Annotated in this window: 19 protein-coding genes and 1 tRNA gene; 7 read left to right on the top strand and 13 right to left on the bottom strand. The window is 71.7% G+C overall.

The window, feature by feature from the left end:
• Positions 1 to 148 precede the first annotated feature (148 nt).
• Positions 149 to 2479 carry a cation-translocating P-type ATPase gene (locus MRB58_RS03205; protein ID WP_244780267.1) on the top strand — a complete coding sequence of 777 codons (2331 nt, stop codon included), beginning with the start codon at positions 149 to 151 and terminating at the stop codon, positions 2477 to 2479.
• Between the two features lie 17 nt (positions 2480 to 2496).
• Here the strand turns inward: MRB58_RS03205 and MRB58_RS03200 are convergent, their stop codons facing one another.
• Entirely contained in the window at positions 2497 to 2685 is a 189-nt protein-coding gene (locus tag MRB58_RS03200; protein ID WP_244780266.1) for a hypothetical protein, read from the bottom strand.
• Positions 2686 to 3048: 363 nt separating this feature from the next.
• Positions 3049 to 3123 (bottom strand) — tRNA-Asn (locus MRB58_RS03195).
• A 37-nt stretch (positions 3124 to 3160) separates the two neighbouring features.
• Here MRB58_RS03195 and cobU point away from each other — a divergent pair.
• Entirely contained in the window at positions 3161 to 3721 is a 561-nt protein-coding gene (cobU, locus tag MRB58_RS03190) for a bifunctional adenosylcobinamide kinase/adenosylcobinamide-phosphate guanylyltransferase (RefSeq protein WP_371747272.1), read from the top strand.
• On the opposite strand, the gene adhP is transcribed toward cobU, so the two are convergent.
• The 4 genes from adhP to MRB58_RS03170 form a co-directional block, all read right to left on the bottom strand.
• The gene (gene adhP / locus MRB58_RS03185) at positions 3718 to 4743 is read right to left on the bottom strand and encodes an alcohol dehydrogenase AdhP (RefSeq protein WP_244780265.1); all 1026 of its coding nucleotides are present in this window, start codon (positions 4741 to 4743) and stop codon (positions 3718 to 3720) included. The two genes, cobU and adhP, sit on opposite strands and share 4 nt — an antisense overlap.
• A 173-nt stretch (positions 4744 to 4916) precedes the next feature.
• A complete protein-coding gene (locus MRB58_RS03180; RefSeq protein ID WP_244780264.1) occupies positions 4917 to 5798 on the bottom strand; it encodes an SMP-30/gluconolactonase/LRE family protein in 882 nt (293 codons plus the stop codon).
• On the bottom strand, positions 5795 to 7705 hold the full coding sequence (gene dxs, locus MRB58_RS03175; RefSeq protein ID WP_244780263.1) for a 1-deoxy-D-xylulose-5-phosphate synthase: 1911 nt from the start codon (positions 7703 to 7705) through the stop codon (positions 5795 to 5797). The genes MRB58_RS03180 and dxs overlap by 4 nt, the downstream gene beginning before the upstream one ends.
• Positions 7706 to 7934: 229 nt before the next feature.
• Positions 7935 to 9416, bottom strand: a complete 1482-nt coding sequence (locus tag MRB58_RS03170) for an MATE family efflux transporter (protein ID WP_244780262.1) — start codon at positions 9414 to 9416, stop codon at positions 7935 to 7937.
• Positions 9417 to 9597: 181 nt separating this feature from the next.
• Here MRB58_RS03170 and MRB58_RS03165 point away from each other — a divergent pair, with 181 nt between their 5' ends.
• Entirely contained in the window at positions 9598 to 10035 is a 438-nt protein-coding gene (locus MRB58_RS03165; protein WP_244780261.1) for a helix-turn-helix domain-containing protein, read from the top strand.
• A 7-nt stretch (positions 10036 to 10042) separates the two neighbouring features.
• Here MRB58_RS03165 and MRB58_RS03160 read toward each other — a convergent pair whose 3' ends face one another.
• From MRB58_RS03160 to MRB58_RS03130, 7 genes are all read right to left on the bottom strand, one after another.
• Entirely contained in the window at positions 10043 to 11095 is a 1053-nt protein-coding gene (locus MRB58_RS03160; RefSeq protein WP_244780260.1) for an Ldh family oxidoreductase, read from the bottom strand.
• A gap of 230 nt (positions 11096 to 11325) precedes the next feature.
• Complete coding sequence (locus MRB58_RS03155; protein WP_244780259.1) at positions 11326 to 12027, bottom strand: L,D-transpeptidase; 702 nt, start codon at positions 12025 to 12027, stop codon at positions 11326 to 11328.
• A gap of 211 nt (positions 12028 to 12238) precedes the next feature.
• Positions 12239 to 13117: a polyprenyl synthetase family protein gene (locus tag MRB58_RS03150; protein WP_244781880.1), complete on the bottom strand. Its 879-nt coding sequence runs from the start codon at positions 13115 to 13117 to the stop codon at positions 12239 to 12241.
• Positions 13118 to 13151: 34 nt separating this feature from the next.
• Positions 13152 to 13292, bottom strand: a complete 141-nt coding sequence (locus MRB58_RS03145; RefSeq protein WP_244780258.1) for a hypothetical protein — start codon at positions 13290 to 13292, stop codon at positions 13152 to 13154.
• Between the two features lie 15 nt (positions 13293 to 13307).
• The gene (locus MRB58_RS03140; protein WP_244780257.1) at positions 13308 to 13793 is read right to left on the bottom strand and encodes a TspO/MBR family protein; all 486 of its coding nucleotides are present in this window, start codon (positions 13791 to 13793) and stop codon (positions 13308 to 13310) included.
• 58 nt (positions 13794 to 13851) lie between these two features.
• Positions 13852 to 14352, bottom strand: a complete 501-nt coding sequence (locus MRB58_RS03135) for a CinA family protein (protein WP_244780256.1) — start codon at positions 14350 to 14352, stop codon at positions 13852 to 13854.
• A complete protein-coding gene (locus tag MRB58_RS03130) occupies positions 14349 to 15524 on the bottom strand; it encodes a bifunctional 2-C-methyl-D-erythritol 4-phosphate cytidylyltransferase/2-C-methyl-D-erythritol 2,4-cyclodiphosphate synthase (RefSeq protein ID WP_244780255.1) in 1176 nt (391 codons plus the stop codon). Before MRB58_RS03130 ends, MRB58_RS03135 begins: the two co-directional genes overlap by 4 nt.
• 348 nt (positions 15525 to 15872) lie before the next feature.
• Here MRB58_RS03130 and dusB point away from each other — a divergent pair, with 348 nt between their 5' ends.
• The 4 genes from dusB to MRB58_RS03110 all read left to right on the top strand — a co-directional run bounded on the left by dusB (position 15873) and on the right by MRB58_RS03110 (position 19791).
• The gene (gene dusB / locus MRB58_RS03125; protein WP_244780254.1) at positions 15873 to 16871 is read left to right on the top strand and encodes a tRNA dihydrouridine synthase DusB; all 999 of its coding nucleotides are present in this window, start codon (positions 15873 to 15875) and stop codon (positions 16869 to 16871) included.
• Positions 16868 to 17968: a nitrogen regulation protein NR(II) gene (locus MRB58_RS03120; protein ID WP_244780253.1), complete on the top strand. Its 1101-nt coding sequence runs from the start codon at positions 16868 to 16870 to the stop codon at positions 17966 to 17968. The genes dusB and MRB58_RS03120 overlap by 4 nt, the downstream gene beginning before the upstream one ends.
• A complete protein-coding gene (ntrC, locus tag MRB58_RS03115) occupies positions 17965 to 19416 on the top strand; it encodes a nitrogen regulation protein NR(I) (RefSeq protein ID WP_244780252.1) in 1452 nt (483 codons plus the stop codon). Before MRB58_RS03120 ends, ntrC begins: the two co-directional genes overlap by 4 nt.
• Positions 19417 to 19632: 216 nt before the next feature.
• Positions 19633 to 19791, top strand: a complete 159-nt coding sequence (locus MRB58_RS03110; protein WP_244780251.1) for a YqaE/Pmp3 family membrane protein — start codon at positions 19633 to 19635, stop codon at positions 19789 to 19791.
• The last annotated feature ends 22 nt before the right edge of the window (positions 19792 to 19813 follow it).

Genomic DNA, 19813 nt, shown 5'->3' with positions numbered 1-19813 from the left:
GCGCCGGTTCGCCCCCTCCCCAAGATCCGCCGCGCTGTGTAGCGGGCCGCCCCCGGTGCGGCATGAGGATATCGCGCGCCGCACCCCTTGAAGCTCTAGCGGCTGTAGAGACTACCTTGGGCCCACAACGTTCAGCGAGGCAGGACCGATGTCCGATTGCGCCCACCGCCACCATCATCACGAGCCCCATGCCGCCGCCACGAACGACGGCGCCTGCTGCGGCGCCGCCTCCAGCGCCGTGCCGGCGCCGCCGCCGCCGGGGGCGGGCCGCAGCTTCCGCGTCAGCGGGCTCGACTGTGCGGAGGAGGTGGCGATCCTCAACAAGGCGGTCGGTCCCGCGGTCGGCGGCGCCGATCGGCTGGCGTTCGACGTCCTGAACGGGCGGATGATCGTGCGCGACGGCGCCGAGCCGGTGTCCGACGCGCGCATCGCCAAGCTGGTCGCCGCGACCGGCATGCGCGCCGCGCCGTGGGACGACGCCGATGCCGCCTCCGATCAGGCCGCGCATGCCGCCCGCCAGCGCCGCGTCACGCTGGCGAGCGGTGCGTTCTGGGCGGCCGGTCTCCTCTACCATATCGTCGAGACCGGGCCCGGCGGCGCGCTCACCCTCTTCGCCGGCCACGGCGCGGTGCCGATGCCGCGCGTCGAGATCGCGCTCTTTTCGATCGCGATCATCTGCGGGGTGTGGCTGGTGGCGCCGAAGGCATGGGCCGCGGCGCGGCGCCTGTCGCCGGACATGAACCTCCTCATGGTGGTCGCCATCGCCGGTGCCGTCGGCCTGGGCGAATTCTTCGAGGCGGCGACGGTGGCTTTCCTCTTCTCCCTCTCGCTGGCGCTGGAGAGTTGGAGCGTCGGGCGCGCGCGCAATGCCGTGGCGACGCTACTGGACCTCGCGCCCCCCACCGCGCGCGTCGTCCGCCCCGACGGCCGCGAGGAGACGGTGGCCGCCGGGGCGGTGGCCGTAGGCGACCTCTTCGTGGTCCGTGGGGGCGACCGCATCGCGCTGGACGGCGAGGTGGTGCGCGGCGCCGGCGCGGTCGATCAGGCGCCGATCACCGGCGAGAGCGCGCTCGTGGCCAAGGAGCCGGGGGACGAGGTCTACGCCGGTACCATCAACGGCGAGGGCAGTCTCACCGTACGTGCCACCAAAGCGGCGTCGGACACCGTCCTGGCCAAGATCGTGCGCATGGTGGGCGACGCGCAGGCCCGCCGGGCCGAGGTCGAGCAGTGGGTGGCGAAGTTCGCCCGCATCTATACGCCCGCGGTGATGGCGCTGGCGGTGGTCCTGGCGCTGGCACCGCCGCTCGTCCTGGGCGCGGCGTGGGACAGCGCGATCTACAACGCGCTGGTGCTGCTGGTGATCGCCTGCCCCTGTGCGCTGGTGATCTCGACGCCGGTGTCGATCGTCGCCGCGCTCGCCTCGTCAGCCCGCGCCGGAGTGCTCATCAAGGGCGGGGCCTATGTCGAGGCGCCGGGGCGTACCACTGCGCTGGCGCTGGACAAGACCGGGACCCTCACCATGGGCGAGCCCGAGGTCCATGCGGTCCATCCGTCGCGCGGCGCGCCGGACGATCTGCTGCGCCGCGCCGCCGCGCTGGAGGCGCGTTCCTCCCATCCGCTGGCGCGCGCGATCCTGACGCGTGCCGCCGACGCCGGCCTCCACCCGGCGGCGGCCGAGGACACGCGCACCGTGCCGGGCCGCGGCCTGGAGGGCCGTATCGACGGGGAGGCGGTCTGGCTCGGGTCCGACCGGTTCGCCGCCGAGCGCGGCTTCGCCGAGGCGGTCCCGCCGGAGGTGCGAGCGCGGATCGAGGCGGCCGGCAGCACGCTGGTCGTCGTCGGCGACGGTTCGGGCGTTTTGGGGGTCCTGGAGCTGCGCGACCGGATCCGTCCGGAGGCGAGGGCGATCGTGGCGCGCCTGCGGGCGCAGGGCGTCGGCACCATCGTCATGCTCACCGGCGACAACGCGGCGACCGCGCGTGCGGTCGCCGACGCCGTCGGGATCGACGCCGTGCGCGCCGAGCTGCTGCCGCAGGACAAGGTCCGCGCGGTGGAGGAGCTGGTGGCCACCCACGCGGTGGTGGCGATGGTCGGCGACGGGATCAACGACGCGCCGGCGATGGCGCGGGCGCACTACGGCATCGCGATGGGGGTGGTCGGCTCGGACGCGGCGATCGAGGTGGCCGACATCGCGCTGATGACGGACGACATCGCCAAAGTGCCATGGCTGATCGATCACTCCCGCCGCACCATGCGTGTCATCCACGAGAATATCGGCATCTCGCTGGTGACGAAGGCCGGCTTCGTGGTGCTGACGGCAATGGGGGTGGCGTCGATGTGGGGGGCGATCGCGGCGGACGTGGGCGTATCGCTTGTGGTGGTGGCCAACGCGCTGCGGCTGCTGCGCGGTCGTCGGCCGGAGGCGGTGTCGCGGCTCGGGACCGATGCTCCGGCCGCCGGACGACCGGCGCGGGCCTGATCGGCTCGAGCGCCGCGTCAGGTCGCGGGGCCGTCCTCGCCTGCGATGGCGGCACTGCGCGGCGCCTCGTCCACGGCGGAGAAGACAACGGTGTAGCGGCTGGCCGAGGTGCCGACGATCAGCACCGGCATCGCCAGGGACACCAGCACCAGCGCGCCGATGAGGACGGACAGGGCCGCGGTTCTGAAGTTCTCTATGCCATTCATGTTCGCTCTCCCGATCGGCACGCGGCCCTGGTGCGGGACTTGGTTAACTCCTGTTCACAAATGGGCGATGCCGACGTGCGCCAGTGTGACGCGCGTCACACTTTTACAGCGCCCGTTCATGCGCCGTTTACAGCGCGGCGACGGCCCCGCCGCCGGAACACCGGCCGCGCGGGGAAAGACGATGGAGGCGTGCGGGCGGGGGAGCCGGCTGCTGTCGCGCAGCGTCGGGAGCGGCGTGCACGGGGAGCGGAAGGCCGAGGACGCCGGACGTGCGGCATCGCACCGGATGCGAGCGTGGTCGGGTGTGTTGCGCGTCGGATGTGGGGAGGAGTGCGCCAGCGGGACTCGCAGCGGATGGGCGAGTGGCTCCCCGGGCCGGATTCGAACCAGCGACCAACCGGTTAACAGCCGGTTGCTCTACCGCTGAGCTACCGGGGAATGACGCGCTCGCGTTGGGGGGATATAGCAAGCCGGCATAGGACGCGCAACAGGGAGAAGCGACATCGGCCAGCCTCATTTCATTCTCGTCCTCGGAGGCGCGCGGTCCGGCAAATCCCGCTACGCCGAAACGCTCGCCGAGGGGGCCGGGCGCCCGGTGACCTACGTTGCCACCGCCGGCCCGCCCCGTGACGAGGAGATGGCCGCCCGCATCGCCGCCCACCGCGAGCGCCGCCCGCCCCACTGGACCACCATCGAGGCCACCATCGACCTCGCGCCGACGCTCCAGGGCGAAGGCGTCGTCCTGCTCGACTGCCTGACCTTGTGGCTGACCAACGTGATGCTGGGTGAGCACGACGTCGCCCGGCACAGCCGGGCGCTGTGTGCGGCGCTGGAGGCGCGGGGGCGCGACGTGATCGCCGTGGCCAACGAGGTGGGCGAGGGGATCGTCCCGGCGACGCCGCTCGGCCGCGCCTTTCGCGACGCGCAGGGGACCCTCAACCAGGCGCTGGCCCGGCGCGCGACGGCGGTCGTCAAGCTGGTCGCCGGCTGCCCTTTGCAGGTCAAGCCGGCTCCGGCGCCGGCGATCGGCCTCTAGATCTTCATCACCACGCGGCCGTCGATGCGGCCGGCCTTCATGCGCGCGAAGATGGCGTTGATGTTGTCCAGCGTGTCCCAGCTGAAATGCGAGGCGACCTTGCCGTCGCCGGCGAACTGCAGCGCCTCGACGAGATCCTGCCGGGTGCCGACGATCGACCCGCGCACGGTGATGCGGTTGAGGACGACGTCGAAGATCGGCAGCGCAAAGTCGCCCGGCGGCAGGCCGACGAGCGACATGGTGCCGTGCCGGCGCGTCATCGCCACCGCCTGCGCGAACGCCCCGCGCGACACGGCGGTCACCAGCACGCCGTGGCCGCCCCCATCGGTGATGCGCCGCACCTCGGCGATGGCGTCGTTGCCGCGGGCGTCGACCGTGGCCTCGGCGCCGAGCGACGCGGCGAGCGCCAGCTTGTCCTCGGCGATGTCCACCGCGACGACGCGCATGCCCATCGCCTTGGCGTACTGCACCGCCATGTGGCCGAGGCCGCCGATGCCGGAGACGACCATCCACTCGCCCGGCTTGGTCTCGGCCTCCTTGAGGCCCTTGTAGACGGTGACGCCGGCGCACAGCACCGGCGCAGCGGCGCCGAACTCCAGATTGTCGGGCAGGTGGCCGACGAAATTCGGGTCCGCCAGCACGTACTCGGCAAAGCCGCCGTCGACGGTGTAGCCGGTCATCTGCTGATCGTAGCAGAGCGTCTCCCAGCCGGTGCGGCAGTGCTCGCAGTGGCCGCACGCGGTGTGGAGCCACGGCACGCCGATCCGGTCCCCCTCCTTGACGCCGCTCACCCCCGCGCCGACCGCGGCGACGAAGCCGACGCCCTCATGGCCCGGAATGAACGGGGGGCTCGGCTTGGCCGGCCAATCGCCCGAGGCGGCGTGCAGGTCGGTGTGGCACACGCCGGAGGCTTCCACCTTCATGAGGATCTGTCCCGGGCCGACCTCCGGCACGGGCCTGTCCTCGATGACCAGCGGGGCACCGAATTCGTGCACCACCGCGGCTTTCATCATCTTCGCCATGTTCAAGCGTCCCCGTGGTTGCATGGGCGTCGTGCGCGCGAGCGTCCGGCCGGGCGCGGACGCCGCGCTTGGGTCCGGCACGACGGTCGTCGCACTTCACGGGACGATAGGGGCCGCAGCGTGGCACCACCTTGACGTCGGTCAAGCGAACGGGCGCCGGGGCCCGCGCGGGGTCAGCCGGCGAAGGGGGTCGGGGCGAGGCCGGCGGCCGGCAGTCCGGTCACCACGAACAGGCCCCCGGCGTGGGGCTGCTCGGGACCGACCGGGCCGGCGCCGCTGCCGATCGAGGTGACGTAGAGATCGGTGAGGCCGGGGCCGCCGAACTCGGGCTTGCTCGGCCGTTCGACCGGCATGTCGACGATCATGTCCACCTTGCCCGCCGGGGTGATCCGCAGGATCTGCCAGCCGCCGACCCCGGCCATCCAGTAGCACCCGGCCGCGTCGACGGTCGCCCCGTCCGGACGGCCGGCGACCGAGCGGGTGTCGAAGAAGACGCGGCGCGCGGTGGGGACGCCGTCGTCGATGTCGTAGTCGGCGGCCCAGATGGTGCGCACCAACGGGTTGGAGTCCGAGAAGTACATCGTCCGGCCGTCGGGCGAGAAGGCGAGGCCGTTGGTGGTGTAGATGCCGTCGATCATCGGCGTCACGCGGCGGTCGGCGTCGATCCGGTAGAACGTGCCGACGGGCGTCGGCGGTTGGGCGATGGACATGGTCCCCGCCCACCAGCGGCCCTGCCGGTCGGTCGCGCCGTCGTTGAAGCGGTTGTCGGGGAGGTGCGCCTCGGGCTCGGCGAACATCGTCTTGCCGCCGGTCGCAAGGTCGAGGTCGTAGAGGCCGGACTGGGTGGCGATGACGAGGTCGCCGTCCCGGCGCGGTGCCAGGCAGCCGACGCGCTCGCCCACGGCGATGGGGTCCTTCGGGCCCGAGCGGGGGTCGTACCGATGGACGATGCCCTTGTCGATGTCGCACCAGAAGAGGAGCCCGGAGGCGGGATCCCAGAAGGCGCCCTCGCCGATGGCCGCGCCGGCGTCGTGGACGAGATTGACGCGGCTCATGCGCGGTTGGCCAGCGCGCCGGCGCCCAGCGCCTCGAGTGCGGTGCGCACGATGCCGGCCGCGTCGAGCCCGGCGCGCGCATACATTAAGTCGGGCTTGTCCTGGTCGACGAACGCGTCGGGCATCGTCAGCGGGCGCACCTTGCAGCCGGTGTCGAGCGCGCCCTCGCGGGCGAGCATCGTCAGGACATGGCTGCCGAAGCCGCCGATCGCGCCTTCTTCCACGGTGATCAGCACCTCGTGCTCGCGCGCCAGGTGCAGGATGAGGTCGCGGTCCAGCGGCTTTGCGAAGCGCGCGTCGGCGACGGTGGCCGGCAGGCCCCTGGCGGAAAGCTCCTCCGCCGCCAGCAGCGCCGCCGAGAGCCGCCCCCCCAGCGACAGGATGGCGATGGTGGACCCCTCGCGCAGGATACGGCCCTTGCCGATCTCCAGCGGCGTGCCGCGCTCCGGCATCTCCACGCCGACGCCCTCGCCACGCGGATAGCGGAAGGCGATCGGCCCGTCGTCGTAGGCGGCGGCGGTGGCGACCATGTGCGTCAACTCCGCCTCGTCGCCCGCGGCCATCACGACCATGCCGGGGAGGCACGAGAGGTAGGCGATGTCGAACGCGCCGGCGTGGGTCGAGCCGTCGGCCCCGACGAAGCCGGCACGGTCGATCGCGAAGCGCACCGGCAGGCCCTGGATGGCGACGTCGTGCACGACCTGGTCGTAGCCGCGTTGCAGGAAGGTCGAGTAGATGGCGGCGAAGGGCTTGCAGCCACCCGCCGCCAGCCCGGCCGCGAAGGTGACCGCGTGCTGCTCGGCGATGCCGACGTCGTAGGTCCGCTCCGGGAAGACGCGCTCGAAGAGGTCGATCCCGGTGCCGGACGGCATGGCGGCGGTGATGCCGACGATGCGGTCGTCCCGCTCCGCCTCGGCGATCAGCGCCTGGCCGAAGACCTTGGTGTAGGCGGGCGCGTTCGGCTTGGCCTTGGCCTGCTCGCCGGTGACGACGTCGAACTTGGAGACGCCGTGATACTTGTCGGCCGAGTTCTCCGCCGGCGGGTAACCCTTGCCCTTCTGGGTGACGACGTGGACGAGCACCGGCTTGTTGTCGGCGTCACGCACGTTGGCGAGGACCGGGAGGAGGTGATCGAGGTTGTGACCGTCGATCGGGCCGACATAGTAGAAGCCCAGCTCCTCGAAGAGGGTGCCGCCCATGGCGATGCCCTTGGCGAACTCCTCCGCCCGGGCCGCCCCACGCTCGACGAAGCGCGGCAAGCGGCGCACCAACCCCTTCAGTGCCTCGCGCATGGTGACGTAAGGCTCGCCGCTGGCCAGCCGCGCCAGATAGGCGCTCATGGCGCCGACGGGCGGGGCGATCGACATGTCGTTGTCGTTGAGGATGACGATGAGGCGGGCGTCGTGCGCACCGGCGTTGTTCATCGCCTCGTAGGCCATGCCGGCGGACATCGCCCCGTCGCCGATCACCGCGACGACCTCGTGATCCTCGCCGAGCAGATCGCGCGCGTTGGCGAACCCGAGCCCGGCCGAGATCGAGGTCGACGAGTGGGCCGCGCCGAAGGGGTCGTAGACGCTCTCGTCGCGCTTGGTGAAGCCGGAGAGGCCGCCGCCCTGGCGCAGCGTGCCCATCCGGTCGCGCCGGCCGGTCAGCATCTTGTGCGGGTAGCACTGATGGCCGACGTCCCAGATCAGTTTGTCGCGCGGCGTGTCGAACACGTAATGCAACGCGACGGTCAGCTCGACGACGCCCAGCGCAGAACCGAGATGCCCGCCCGTGGTGGACACGACGTCGATCAGCTCGGCGCGCAGTTCGTCCGCGAACGCCTTCAGGTCGCGTTCCGGCAACGCGCGTAGATCTTTCGGCAGGTTAACCGACTGGAGAAGCGGACGCACCCGAAGCCTCATTCGAACATCTCTAGTCCGACTGTAGGGGCCGGCCCCAGACTTTCAATCATACGCGGTACAGAAGGCGGGTGGGATGGAGCCCGATCCGCCACTAACCGCCTGAAGTGCGGGACCGTGGTGTGTCGCCGCAGCGGCGATCGCGTCGCACGATTAACATGGTGAGGTCAAACCGGCGCTGACCGCCTGGGGCTTGCGGGCTGCGAAAATCCCCGGATCGACGGCCGCCGCGTCAGCGCCAGCGCGTGGCGAGGATCGCCGCCGCCGTCATCGCGCCGTAGACGAGCATGCCGGCCGCGACGCCGACGAAGATGCCGCCGAGGCCGAGCGGGCCGACCAGTGCCAGCGCGCCGCCGAATGCGACGCCCATCCGCACGAAGCTCGCCGCGACGGGCCAGATCATCCGCCCGGCCCCCTGCGAGGCGAAGTAGAGGGCGAGGCCGAGCGCGAAGAAGGCGAGGAAGGGGGCGACGATGCGGAAGTAGAGCCGGCCCGCCTCCAGAACGGCGGTATCGGCGGGAGAGAGGAAGAGGCCGAGCCACAGATCCGGGAAGAGGGCGAGTGTGAGCGAGATGCAGCCCACCGCGCCGCCCGCCGCCAACGCCCCGGTGAAGCCGATCCGCAGCGCGCGCGCCCGCGCCCCGGCGCCGATGTTGGCGCCGACCATCGCCGTCATCGCCGCGCCGATGCCGAAGACGACCGGGATCATCAGGAATTCCAGCCGCGCGCCGAGGCCGTAGCCGGCCATCGCCTCCGGTCCGAAACGGCCCACCAGGGCGACCATGATGACGATCGTGGCGACGCTCTGCAGCGCGTTGAGCGAGGCGATCAGCCCGACGCGCAAGATATCGGCGAAGCGGTCCCGGCGGAGGCGGAAGGCGGCGCGGTCGATGGTGAGGCCGGCGCGGCCGGCGAGGACGTAGAGCACGGCGCCGATCGCGGCGAGCCCGTGGGCGATGACGAGCCCGGCCGCGAGCCCGGCCATGCCGAGCGCCGGAAACGGCCCCCACCCCAGCGAGAGGGCACCCGAGATCGGCACCGTCGCGACCGCCACGGCCAGCAGCGTGCAGGCGGGGGCGAGCATGTTGCCGGTGCCGCGCATGACGCTGAGCGTGCCGTGCAGCAGCCAATAGGTGAGGCAGCCGGGGAAGAAGACGAGCGCGTAGGCGTAGGCCGCCTCCACCGCCGCGCCGTCGCCGCCGAGCCAGCCGAACACCGTGCGGCCAGCGCCGACGACGGCGAGCGCGAAGATCAGGGCCGCGACCAGCCCGATGGCCCAGGCGGTCACGGCGAGGCCGGCCGCCCTCGCCGGATCGCCCGCCCCCAGCGCCCGCGACACCGCCGAGGAGATCGCGCCGCCCATCGCCCCGGCCGACATCATCTGCACCAGCATCACCAGCGGGAAGACGAGCGCCAGCCCCGCCAGCGCCGAAATGCCGAGCTGGCCGGCGAACACCGCCTCGGTGATGACGAGCACCGAGGAGACCAGCATGGCGAGCACATTGGGGGCGGCGAGGCGGGCGAGCGTCGGGCCGATCGGCCCCTCCAGCAGGACCCGCGTGCGGGCCGCGCGTCGCAGCGCGGCGGCCTCCATGCGGGTGGGCGTGGGGGGGACCACCGGCCCCGGCGCATCCGGCGGCACCACCGGGCGAGCGTCGGTTCGGAGGCCGGAGTTCGGGCGAAGGGCCGTGCCGGAGCCCGCGCGGAGGGTCATGCCGGCGCACCGGGGGCGGCGGTGGGCGCGGTGCGGCGGGTCTGCGCCGGCGCTGCGGCGAGGCGGGGACCCGGCCGGGGGACGATCGTCGACGATGGCATGCGCGCCGCCTCAGTTCCTTTTTGGAACTTGAGACTGAGTTCCCTTTCGGAACCTGTCAAGCTCGTCTACTATCGGGGGCATGAAATGGCAGGAATTAGGGGACGAGGCGTGCCCGGTCGCGCGGGCGATGTCGGTGGTCGGCGACCGCTGGACGCTGCTCCTGTTGCGCGACTGCTTTCGCGGGGTGCGCCGCTTCGAGGCCTTCCAGGAGCGGCTCGGGATCACCCGCCACGTCCTGGCGGACCGATTGCGCAAGCTGGTCGAGGCCGGCGTGCTGACGCGCGAGCCGTACCAGGATCGCCCGCCCCGCTACGAATATCGCCTGACCGAGACCGGCCGCGCCTTCCACCCGGTGCTGGTGACGCTGATGGCGTGGGGGGAGGCGGCGGTGCCGGGCGGCTCGGACGCGCCGCTGCGCCTCGTCTCGCGGCAGACCGGCGCGCCGGTGCGCCCGCTCCTGGTGGACGAGGCGACCGGCGAGCCGATCACCCCCGCGAACGTGCGCGCGACGCGTTGAGGCCCGCTCAGAGCCCTTCGAGGGAGGGCAGGCCGTACCGTTCGGCGAGCCGGCCGAAGCCCTCGACCGTCACCGGGTCCAGCGGGATCCCGTCGAGCCGCTCCTCGGCGACAGCCCACTCGCGGTCGCCGGGTGCCATGACGGTGCCGTCGGCGCGCGGCGGAGACGTGCGCAGCGCGTCGAGGTAGCGCCGCATGCCGGCGTCGAACGCGGCGCGGGAGATGAACGCCTCGGGGTTGATCGCCATGACGAAGGCACCGAGGCCGCGCGGGGTGGATTTGTCGTCCCCGCCCATCGGCAGCAGCTCGAAGCTGAGCCCCATACCGCTGAGCACGGCGCTGAAGATCTCGGCGATGCCGGCGAGGCCGGCGCCCTTGAAGCCGAAGGCCGCCCCCAGCGGCGCCAGCATCTCCACCGCGTCGGCGTCCAGCGTGTCGAGCCCGGCCGCGTCCGAGCCGGTGCCCTCCGGCACCTCGACCCCCAGGCTGCGGTAGAGCTGCACGCGATTGAACGGGATCGCGCTGGTGGCCATGTCGAACAGCCAGGGGTGCCCGTCGGCCGGAACGGCGACGGCGAGCGGGTTGGTGCCGTGGAAGCGCCGCGCACCGCCGTGCAGGCGCACGAAGGCGTCCGAGTTGCAGGTGGCGAAGCCGATCATCCCCGCCTCCGCGGCGGCGAGTGCGTAGGCGCCGGCCGGGCCGAAGTGCGACGAGTTGCGGATCGAAACGGCGCCGATGCCGGCGCTACGGGCCAACTCCGTCGCCTTGTCCATCGCGGCGTAAGCGGCGAGAGCGCCGTGGGCGTGGTCGGCGTCGAGAGTGGCGACGGCGGCGCGCTCGGCGACGAAGGCGAGGTTCGGCGTCTTGTTGACGCGCCCGCCTTCCATGACCGTGACGTAGTGCTCCAGCAGCCGCACGCCGTGGCTGTCCACGCCGAGGCGGGACCCGTGCAACATGGCGCGTGCGGCCGCATCGGTCGTCGCGCCGTCGGCACCGGCGGCCGAGAGCGCGGCGCGGACGAACCGCTCCAGCGCCAGGGGCGCCACCACGACGACGGTCACGAGGCGGCTCGCACGGTGGCTCGACCGGTGGATCGCACGGTGGCTCGACCGGTGGCGGTTGGGGCTGGCGTGGGCATCGAGGCTCCCGAAGTTTCTTATTGCTGCCGTCCAATAGGCTAGTCGCCATCGAACGGCCACGGCAACCGCCGCGGCGCGGCAGCGCCGATATCGATGCCGACAGCAATGCCGAAGCCGGCGCGGGCCGGCTCCGGGGGCGTGCGGGGACGCGCCTAGTAGATCGCCGCCGGCCGCACCACGACGCGCGTGTTCATCGGGGTGCGGCTGTAGAGGTCGATGATGTCGTGGTTGAGGAGGCGCACGCAGCCGGAGGAGACGTTGCGGCCGATGGAGTAGGCCTCGGCCGTGCCGTGCAGGCGGTAGAGCGTGTCCTGCCCGCCCTGGAAGAGGTAGAGCGCGCGCGCGCCGAGCGGGTTGCGGGGGCCGGGGGGCATGCCGTCGCGGTACTGCTCCAGGTCGGGGTCGCGGTCGATCATCTCCGGCGGCGGCGTCCAGGTCGGCCACTCGCGCTTCAGGCGGATCACCGCCTCGCCGTCCCAGCCGAATCCGGCGCGGCCGAGGCCCACGCCGTAGCGCATCGCCCGCCCCTTCGGCAGCGTGAGGTAGAGGAACTTGTTGGTCGTATCGACGACGATCGTCCCCGGCCGTTCGCCGGTCGGATTGCTGACTTCGCGGCGCAGAAACTGCGGCTCGAACTTGCTGATGTCGACCGCGGGGAGCGGGAAGCGCTCGTTCGGCAGCGGCCCGTACATGACCCGGTACGATTCCTCGGTCGGCGCCGGAGTGCTGACGGCGACGGTCTCGATGGTCCCGGTCTGGCAGCCCGCGACGGCGACGGCCGTCGATCCGAGGACGAACGCGCGCCTGCTGAGTGACGCTGCCCCCGGCCGATGCGACTGACGGGTACGATACATGCTGAGGCAGGTCCTTTGCAGCGATGAAGGGGGCGGCCGAGCGAGTCGGCCCTGTCATTTTATCGTGGAAAACATGCCGGCGGTGATCGACCACGCGTCCGGAGCGCACGCAGACGCGCGATTCACCGGCGATGTTGCCGGGACGGCACGATAGGCGGCGGAGATTAACCCCGCCTTCATGCAAGCCGGCCCGGGCCCGATGCGAGCCGCGTCACGCGCTGCGGCGGGCGGCGAGGTCGGCCGGGAGGAAACGGGTCGTCTGCTCGCGCACCAGGGTTCGCAGCGTCTCGGCGGTGGGGCCGGGCGGGATCGCGTCGACCGCGGCCTCCATGTGCCGGTGCAGCGCCAGGACCGCCCCGTCGACGCCGTGGCGGGCGACGACGGAGGGGCGCGCGTGGGCGGTGTCCTGGCCGGTGGGCTTGCCTTCGCCGCCGATGCCGAGCGCGTCGTGGATGTCGTCGGCGATCTGATAGGCGGCGCCGAGCCACGCGCCGATCCGCCGCCAGACCGTGACGTCGCCGCCGGCCGCGACCGCCCCGCCCGCGGCAGCCGCCTCGAACAGCGCGCCGGTCTTGGCCGCGTGGTAGGTGTCGAGGTCGGGCGTGTGCTCGCTCTCCAGCGCCTGACCGCCGACGAGGCCGTCCGGGGCTCCGGCGGCCTCCGCCAGCACCTGAAGCAGCTCCGGCAGCCGCTCTCCGGCGAGGGCGGAGACGTCCGAGAGGGTCTGGAACGCCATCACGATGAGGGCGTCGCCGGACAGCACCGCCAGCGCCTCGCCGTGGGCGAGGTGGACGGTGGGCCTGCCGCGGCGGATCGCGGCATCGTCGAAGCAGGGGAGGTCGTCGTGCACCAGCGAGGCGCAGTGCAGGCACTCGATCGCGACGGCGACCGCGTCCGCGAGGGCGGGCCGGTCGTCACCGCAGGCGAGGGCGACGCCGAGCGTGAAGCGGGGCCGCACGCGCGAGCCGCCGGCGAGGATCGCATGCTCGATCGCCGCGCCCAGCCGAGGCGGTGCGCACCGCGCGCCGACGTGACGGCGGATCGCCGCCTCGACGCGTGGGGATAGGTCCGATCCGGCGGCATCGTTCATCACGGATCGGCTTGTCTCAAAACAAACCGTTCGGTCAATTCGCGTTGCTGCGACGCCGGTTGAGGCCCACTTCCGCGGGGCGACGGCGCGCGTCGCGCAATTCGCATGCCGCGAAGGTCAGTAGGCTGCCGGCGATCAACAGGATCTCAAGCAACACGATGAGGTTGGTATCCATGGATCACCCCGTCGCTCACATACTCGTCGCGGCTCGACGCCGCGGGTCATTGAGCCGCAAGATAGTGTAGTTCAGGGTCGAAGCAAAGCCGACCCAACCAAGGTAGGGAACCAGAAGTAGCCCGCTGAGGGGAGAAATTGCGGCAAACATGAGGATCGTCGCCGCGATCACCACCATCATCACGAGAATGTCAACGAGCGCCCATCCCATGCGATGGGCATGGAAGAAGAGGGGCGACCACGCCGCGTTCAGCCCCAACTGGAGGGTGTAGAGAACGAGCGGCACGGTGCGCTCGCCGGGCGCGGCGGCTTCGTAGAAGAGATAGCCCGCGGCGGCGATCGTCGCATAAAGAATGGTCCAGGCGACCGGAAATGCCCAATTCGGCGGCGTCCAGTCCGGCTTTGCCAGGCCGCGGTACCACGCGCCGGGGCGAAAGAACGACCCGGTCGCCGCGGTCGCCAGCGTTGCAAGAATAAAGATCAGCAGGACGGGCCAGTTCACGGCGCAGGGCGCTCCAATCGTCACGGGTCACAACGCCCGTGCGGCGATTTGGATCCGGCTACTCGCGCGAAATCAGGCCGTCGAGGAGGTTCAGCGCCTCGAGGACGCTGGCCTTGCGCACCGCGTCGCGCCCGATGTCGCCGAAGCGCCGCTCGCGGTGGACGGTGGCGCCGGCGCCGGCTGCCGCGAAGTGGACGAGACCGACGGGCTTGTCCGCCGATCCGCCGCCCGGCCCGGCGACGCCCGTCACCGCGACCGAGACGAGGTCGGGGGCGGCGCCGCCCCGCTCGCGCGCCGCCTCCGCCATGGCGCGGGCGACCGGCTCGCTGACCGCACCGTGGGCCGCGAGCAGCGCCTCGGGCACGCCCAGGCGCATCTTGGCGGGGTTGGCGTAGGTGATGAAGCCGCCGTCCACCACATCGGACGAGCCGGGGATCGCCGTGAGGGCGGCACCGATGAGGCCGCCGGTGCACGATTCGCACGTGACGACCGTGACCCCCGCCGTGCGGGCGGCGTTGAGCAGCGCCTCGGCGCGGGCGCGGATTTCGTCGTCGATCATGTCGTCTCCCTCAGCACTGTGGCCGTCGCCTGGGCGGCGATGCCCTCGCCGCGGCCGGTGAAGCCGAGCCGCTCGGTCGTCGTCGCCTTCACCGATACCGCCGCGACCGGGACGGCGACGATCTCGGCGATCCGCGCCCGCATCGCCTCCCGCAAGGGGCCGATCTTGGGCCGCTCGCACATGATCGTCAGGTCGATGTGGGCGATGCGCCCGCCGCGGGCGCGGACCCGCTCGGCGGCGAAGGCGAGGAAACGGTCGGACGCCGCGCCGCGCCAGGTCTCGTCGCTGGGGGGGAAATGGTGGCCGATGTCCCCGTCGGCGATGGCGCCGAACAGCGCGTCGGTGATGGCGTGGAGGGCGACGTCGGCGTCGGAGTGGCCCTTCATGCGGGTGGGACTCTCGATCGTCAGGCCGCCGATGACCATCGGGCCGCCCGGCTCCAGGCGGTGCACGTCGAACCCGTGGCCGACGACGGGGACGGCGGCGAGGCTGGCGCGCGCGGCCGCGAGGTCGTCCTCGGTGGTGATCTTGAAGTTGGTGCGCTCGCCGGGAACGGTGGTCACGCGGCCTCCTTGGGCTTCGATGAGGCCCGCATCGTCGGTGGCGCCGGCCTCTGTGCTGCCGGTCTCGGTGGTGCCGGCAGCCGCGTGCGCGGCGAGGAGTGCGGCGAGGTGGAAACCCTGCGGCGTCTGCACCTGGACGAGGGCACTGCGGTCGACCGTCTCGATCACGCGGCCGCCGTCGACGCGCTTGACGGTGTCGGCGATGGGGACGGCGGGGACGACCGCGGCCGCCTCGGTGAGCGCGGCGGCGACGCGGTCGATCACACCGGCCGAGACGAAGGGGCGCGCGGCGTCGTGGACCATCACCGCGGAGGGTGGGGCGGTTCCGCCGAGCGCGGCGAGCCCGCGGGCGACTGAGGCCTGGCGCGTGGCCCCGCCCGTCACCACCCGGACGGCGCGCGTGCGGTCGGCCAGCGCCTCGTCGACCCGCCGCTCGTCGCCGGCGGCGATGACGACCACCACGCTGCGGATCGCCGGATGACCCAGGAAGGCGTCGACCGCGCGGGCGAGGACGGTGCGCGCGCCCAGCGGCAGATACTGCTTGGGGACGGGGCCGCCCAGGCGGGTGCCGCGTCCGGCTGCAACGATGATGGCGTCGATGGGCATCATGGCCGCGTCATAGCTCGCCGCGCGTCGGGGCGCCATGCGAATGCGCATGGCCGCCGGTCGTATGCTGCGACCCTAGGTCGTGCAACCGGGGGCATTTCACGGTCGATCATTGCGCATGGTTGCAATCTCCTGCAGGAGACGACGCCAAGTTGGGCAAATTGGTGCGAATATGGGCGGTCCCCCGCGGCTCGCGGCGTGGGCGACTGCCATGCGGGCACACTCTGCACAACGCGCTGTATATGAGACTCGAAACAGGTTTTCCCCTCAAGGGTCGAACACGGACTTGCCAACTTTGGTGTCATGGTCAAAAGATGAGCACCGTGAGGCCTCAGAGGTGCCCAACCGAACATGAATGAATGTGCCGTCGGCAACGTCCCCCTTTCGGGTCGCGCGATTCTGGCGCCGATGTCGGGCGTCAGCGACTGGCCGTTCCGCCAGCTCGCCGCCCGCTTCGGCGCCGGCCTCGTCATCAGCGAGATGGTGGCGAGTGACCGTCTCGTGGCACGCGAGGCCGAGGCGCGCCTCAAGCTGGAGGGCGACGGGCTGGCGATCCACTGCGTCCAACTCGCCGGCTGCCGGCCGGAGGACCTCGCCGAGGCGGCGAAGATCGCCGAAGGCGCCGGCGCCCACATCATCGACATCAACATGGGCTGCCCGGCCAAGCGTGTCGTCGGCGGGTGGGCCGGCTCGGCGCTGATGCGCGACCCGGTGCACGCGGCGAGCCTCGTCGCGGCGACGGTGCGGGCGGTGCGTGTCCCCGTGACGGTCAAGATGCGGCTCGGCTACGACCGTGCGACGCTGACCGCGCCCGAGCTCGCCCGCCGCGCGGTCGACGCCGGGGCCGAGGCGATCACCGTCCACGGCCGCACCCGCTGTCAGCGCTATACCGGCGCGGCCGACTGGCGCGCGATCGCCGCCACGCGCGCGGCCGTTTCCGTCCCGCTGGTCGCCAACGGCGACATTCGCGACACCGAGACCGCCCGCGCCGCGCTGGCCCTGAGCGGGGCGGACGCGGTGATGATCGGCCGCGCGGCGCTGGGCGCGCCGTGGCTCCCCGGCGTCGTCGCCGCCGACCTCGCCGGCCGGCCCCGGCCCGCGGTTCCGCGCACACCGGCCGCGATCGGCGCCCTGGCGCGCGAGCACGCCGAGCTGCTCCTCGCCCACGCCGGCCCGGTCCTCGGTCTCCGGCTGATGCGCAAGCACACCGCGGCCTACGCCGAGCACGTCGCTGCCCCGCCCGCCTCACGCAAAGCCGCGCTCACCGCGGAGGATCCGGCCATGGCCCTCAAAGCGCTCGACCACCTGTTCGCCGCCGCCGACGCGCCGACGCTCCAGGTCGCGGCATGACCGCCGCCGCACGCCGCGTCACGCCGGCGGCCATCCTCAACGCGCTGCCGCACGCCATCGTCGTGTTGGGGCCGGACGACGAGATCATCTCCGCCAACGACGCCGCGGAGGCCTTCTTCGGCGCCTCGCTGGCGCACCTGCAGAAGAAGCCGCTGGACCGCTTCGTGCCGTTCGGCAGCCCGCTGCTGTCGCTGCCGGCGAAGGTGCGGCAGGCGGGCGCGGGGCTGGTGGAGTATCGTGTCGACCTCTCCTCGCCGCGCCTCGGCCAGGGGCAGGTCCTCGATATCCACGCCATGCCGCTGCCGGAAGATCCGCAGATGGTGGTGCTCACCCTCGACCGCCCGTCGATGGCCGACAAGATCGACCGCACGCTGACCTCCCGTGCCGCGGCGCGCTCGGTGACGGGCCTCGCGGCGATGCTGGCGCACGAGATCCGCAACCCGCTGTCGGGCATCCGCGGCGCGGCGCAGCTCATCGAGCCGACGCTGGGCGAGGACGACCGCGCGCTCGCCCGCCTGATCATGTCCGAGACCGACCGGGTGGTGAAGCTGGTCGACCGGATGGAGGTCTTCGGCGACGCGCGGCCGGTGCAGCGTGCCCCCGTCAACATTCACACCGTGCTCGACCACGTCGAGCGGCTGGCGACGTCCGGCTTCGCGCGGCACCTCGAGATCCGCAAGGCGTACGACCCCTCGCTGCCCCCGGTCCACGCCAACCATGATCAGCTGATCCAGGTGTTCCTCAACCTCGTCAAGAATGCCTCGGAGGCGCTGGCGGACCAGGAGGGCGGCGTCATCACGCTGACGACGGCGTTCAAGCCGGGCATGCGCGTCGCCGCTCCCGGCTCGCCGCACAAGGTGTCACTGCCGCTGGAATTCTGCGTGAAAGACAACGGGCCGGGCGTCCCGGAGGACCTCGTTCCGCATCTATTCGAACCGTTCGTGACGACGAAGACCAACGGGACGGGCCTCGGCCTCGCCCTGGTGGCGAAGATCGTCGGCGATCACGGCGGCGTCATCGAGATCGATTCGAATGCCGGCACCACGGTCCGCGTCCTGATGCCCGCCTACGAAGGAAGTGAGAGAGTGAGCCAATGAGTGGCACGATCCTGGTCGCAGACGACGATGGCGCGATCCGCACGGTTCTCAATCAGGCGCTGTCCCGCGCCGGCTTCGACGTCCGCTGCACATCCAACGCCGCGACCTTGTGGAACTGGATCGACCAGGGCGAGGGCGATCTCGTCATCACCGACGTCATCATGCCCGACGAGAACGCCTTCGAGCTGTTGCCGCGGGTGAAGAAGCGCCGGCCGGACCTGCCGGTGGTGGTGATCTCGGCGCAGAACACGTTCATGACCGCGATCCGCGCCTCCGAGCGGGGCGCCTACGAATACCTGCCCAAGCCCTTCGATCTGAAGGAGCTGATCAACGTCGTCGGCCGCGCGCTCAGCGAGCCGCGGGGCAAGGCGCCGGAGCGCATCCATCCGAGCGCGGACGGCGAGCCGATGCCGCTGGTGGGCCGCTCGGCCGCCATGCAGGACATCTACCGCGTGCTGGCGCGGCTGATGCAGACGGACCTCACGGTGCTGATCCATGGCGAGTCGGGCACCGGCAAGGAGCTGGTCGCCCGCGCGCTGCACGACTACGGCAAGCGCCGCAAGGGGCCGTTCGTGGCGATCAACATGGCCGCGATCCCCAAGGAGCTGATCGAGGCGGAGCTGTTCGGCTACGAGAAGGGCGCCTTCACCGGCGCCACCTCGCGCCACGCCGGCCGGTTCGAGCAGGCCGAGGGCGGGACGCTCTTCCTGGACGAGATCGGCGACATGCCGATGGAGGCGCAGACGCGGCTCCTGCGCGTCTTGCAGGAGGGCGAATATACCACCGTGGGCGGCCGCGCGCCGATCCGCACCAACGTGCGCATCGTCGCCGCGACCAACCGCGACCTGCGGCAGTGGATCGGTCAGGGCCTCTTCCGCGAGGACCTTTATTTCCGCCTCAACGTGGTGCCGCTGCGCCTGCCGCCGCTGCGCGAGCGCAAGGAGGATATCGCCGACCTCGCGCGCCACTTCTTCCATCAGTGCGAATCTGAAGGGCTGCCGGCCAAGCGCCTCGACAATGACGCGATCGCCGCGCTCCAGGCGCACCGCTGGTCGGGCAACGTGCGCGAGCTGGAGAACCTCGTGCGCCGCCTCGCCGCGCTCTACCCCGAGGACGTGATCAACCGCGCCCACATCGAGCACGAGCTGGACGACCAGTCGACGCCGGCGACCCCGGCGGGGGCGGGCGGTCCGGCGCAGGCCGAGACGCTGCAGGAATCCGTCGAGCGCCACCTCAACGACTATTTCGCCGAGTTCGGCGCCTCGTTACCGCCGCCGGGCCTCTACCACCGCATCATGCGTGACGTGGAATATCCGCTGGTCTCCGCGGCGCTGGCGGCGACGCGCGGCAACCAGATCAAGGCGGCCGAGCTGCTGGGCGTCAACCGCAACACGCTGCGCAAGAAGATCCGCGATCTCGACGTGCGGATGATCCGCCCGGTGCGCTGAGGCACCGTCCGGCAGCCGCCCCGTCCGCCGCCGGGTCAGGGCACGCCCTGACGGAGACGCGGTGCGGCGCGAGGGCGGGCGCGGGGGCGAAAGTTACGCCGTGCGGCGCGCGCGAGGGGTGCAGCGGGTCCTATCAGTCACGCAAAAAGTCACGCGCTTACGGATCTTTTCGGCGTTTGGGTCGTTCTGTTCGCAGGAAGCTACAGGAGACCAATCATGGACGTCGTTCGCGTACTGCTGGCAATTTTGCTGCCGCCGCTGGGTGTCTTTCTGCAGGTCGGTATTGGACTTCAGTTCTGGCTGAACATCCTGCTGACGCTGCTGGGCTACATCCCGGGCATCATCCACGCGGTGTGGGTCATCGCACGCCGGTAAGATCGTGTCGTCGTCGGGGCCT

Source organism: Acuticoccus sp. I52.16.1, assembly GCF_022865125.1.
In the GTDB taxonomy this organism is placed as follows: domain Bacteria; phylum Pseudomonadota; class Alphaproteobacteria; order Rhizobiales; family Amorphaceae; genus Acuticoccus.
This window is presented reverse-complemented; position numbering and strand designations above follow the sequence as displayed.

Excerpts from the sequence above, each read along its gene's own strand:
- ntrC (WP_244780252.1), top strand. The coding sequence starts at position 17,965 with ATGAGTGGCACGATCCTGGTCGCAGACGACGATGGCGCGATCCGCACG.
- MRB58_RS03145 (WP_244780258.1), bottom strand. The coding sequence starts at position 13,292 with ATGGATACCAACCTCATCGTGTTGCTTGAGATCCTGTTGATCGCCGGC.
- dxs (WP_244780263.1), bottom strand. The coding sequence starts at position 7,705 with ATGAGGCTTCGGGTGCGTCCGCTTCTCCAGTCGGTTAACCTGCCGAAA.
- MRB58_RS03205 (WP_244780267.1), top strand. The coding sequence starts at position 149 with ATGTCCGATTGCGCCCACCGCCACCATCATCACGAGCCCCATGCCGCC.
- MRB58_RS03130 (WP_244780255.1), bottom strand. The coding sequence starts at position 15,524 with ATGATGCCCATCGACGCCATCATCGTTGCAGCCGGACGCGGCACCCGC.
- MRB58_RS03165 (WP_244780261.1), top strand. The coding sequence starts at position 9,598 with ATGAAATGGCAGGAATTAGGGGACGAGGCGTGCCCGGTCGCGCGGGCG.
- adhP (WP_244780265.1), bottom strand. The coding sequence starts at position 4,743 with ATGGCGAAGATGATGAAAGCCGCGGTGGTGCACGAATTCGGTGCCCCG.
- MRB58_RS03110 (WP_244780251.1), top strand. The coding sequence starts at position 19,633 with ATGGACGTCGTTCGCGTACTGCTGGCAATTTTGCTGCCGCCGCTGGGT.
- MRB58_RS03135 (WP_244780256.1), bottom strand. The coding sequence starts at position 14,352 with ATGATCGACGACGAAATCCGCGCCCGCGCCGAGGCGCTGCTCAACGCC.
- MRB58_RS03180 (WP_244780264.1), bottom strand. The coding sequence starts at position 5,798 with ATGAGCCGCGTCAATCTCGTCCACGACGCCGGCGCGGCCATCGGCGAG.
- MRB58_RS03170 (WP_244780262.1), bottom strand. The coding sequence starts at position 9,416 with ATGACCCTCCGCGCGGGCTCCGGCACGGCCCTTCGCCCGAACTCCGGC.
- MRB58_RS03120 (WP_244780253.1), top strand. The coding sequence starts at position 16,868 with ATGACCGCCGCCGCACGCCGCGTCACGCCGGCGGCCATCCTCAACGCG.
- dusB (WP_244780254.1), top strand. The coding sequence starts at position 15,873 with ATGAATGAATGTGCCGTCGGCAACGTCCCCCTTTCGGGTCGCGCGATT.
- MRB58_RS03200 (WP_244780266.1), bottom strand. The coding sequence starts at position 2,685 with ATGAATGGCATAGAGAACTTCAGAACCGCGGCCCTGTCCGTCCTCATC.
- MRB58_RS03155 (WP_244780259.1), bottom strand. The coding sequence starts at position 12,027 with ATGTATCGTACCCGTCAGTCGCATCGGCCGGGGGCAGCGTCACTCAGC.
- MRB58_RS03150 (WP_244781880.1), bottom strand. The coding sequence starts at position 13,117 with ATGAACGATGCCGCCGGATCGGACCTATCCCCACGCGTCGAGGCGGCG.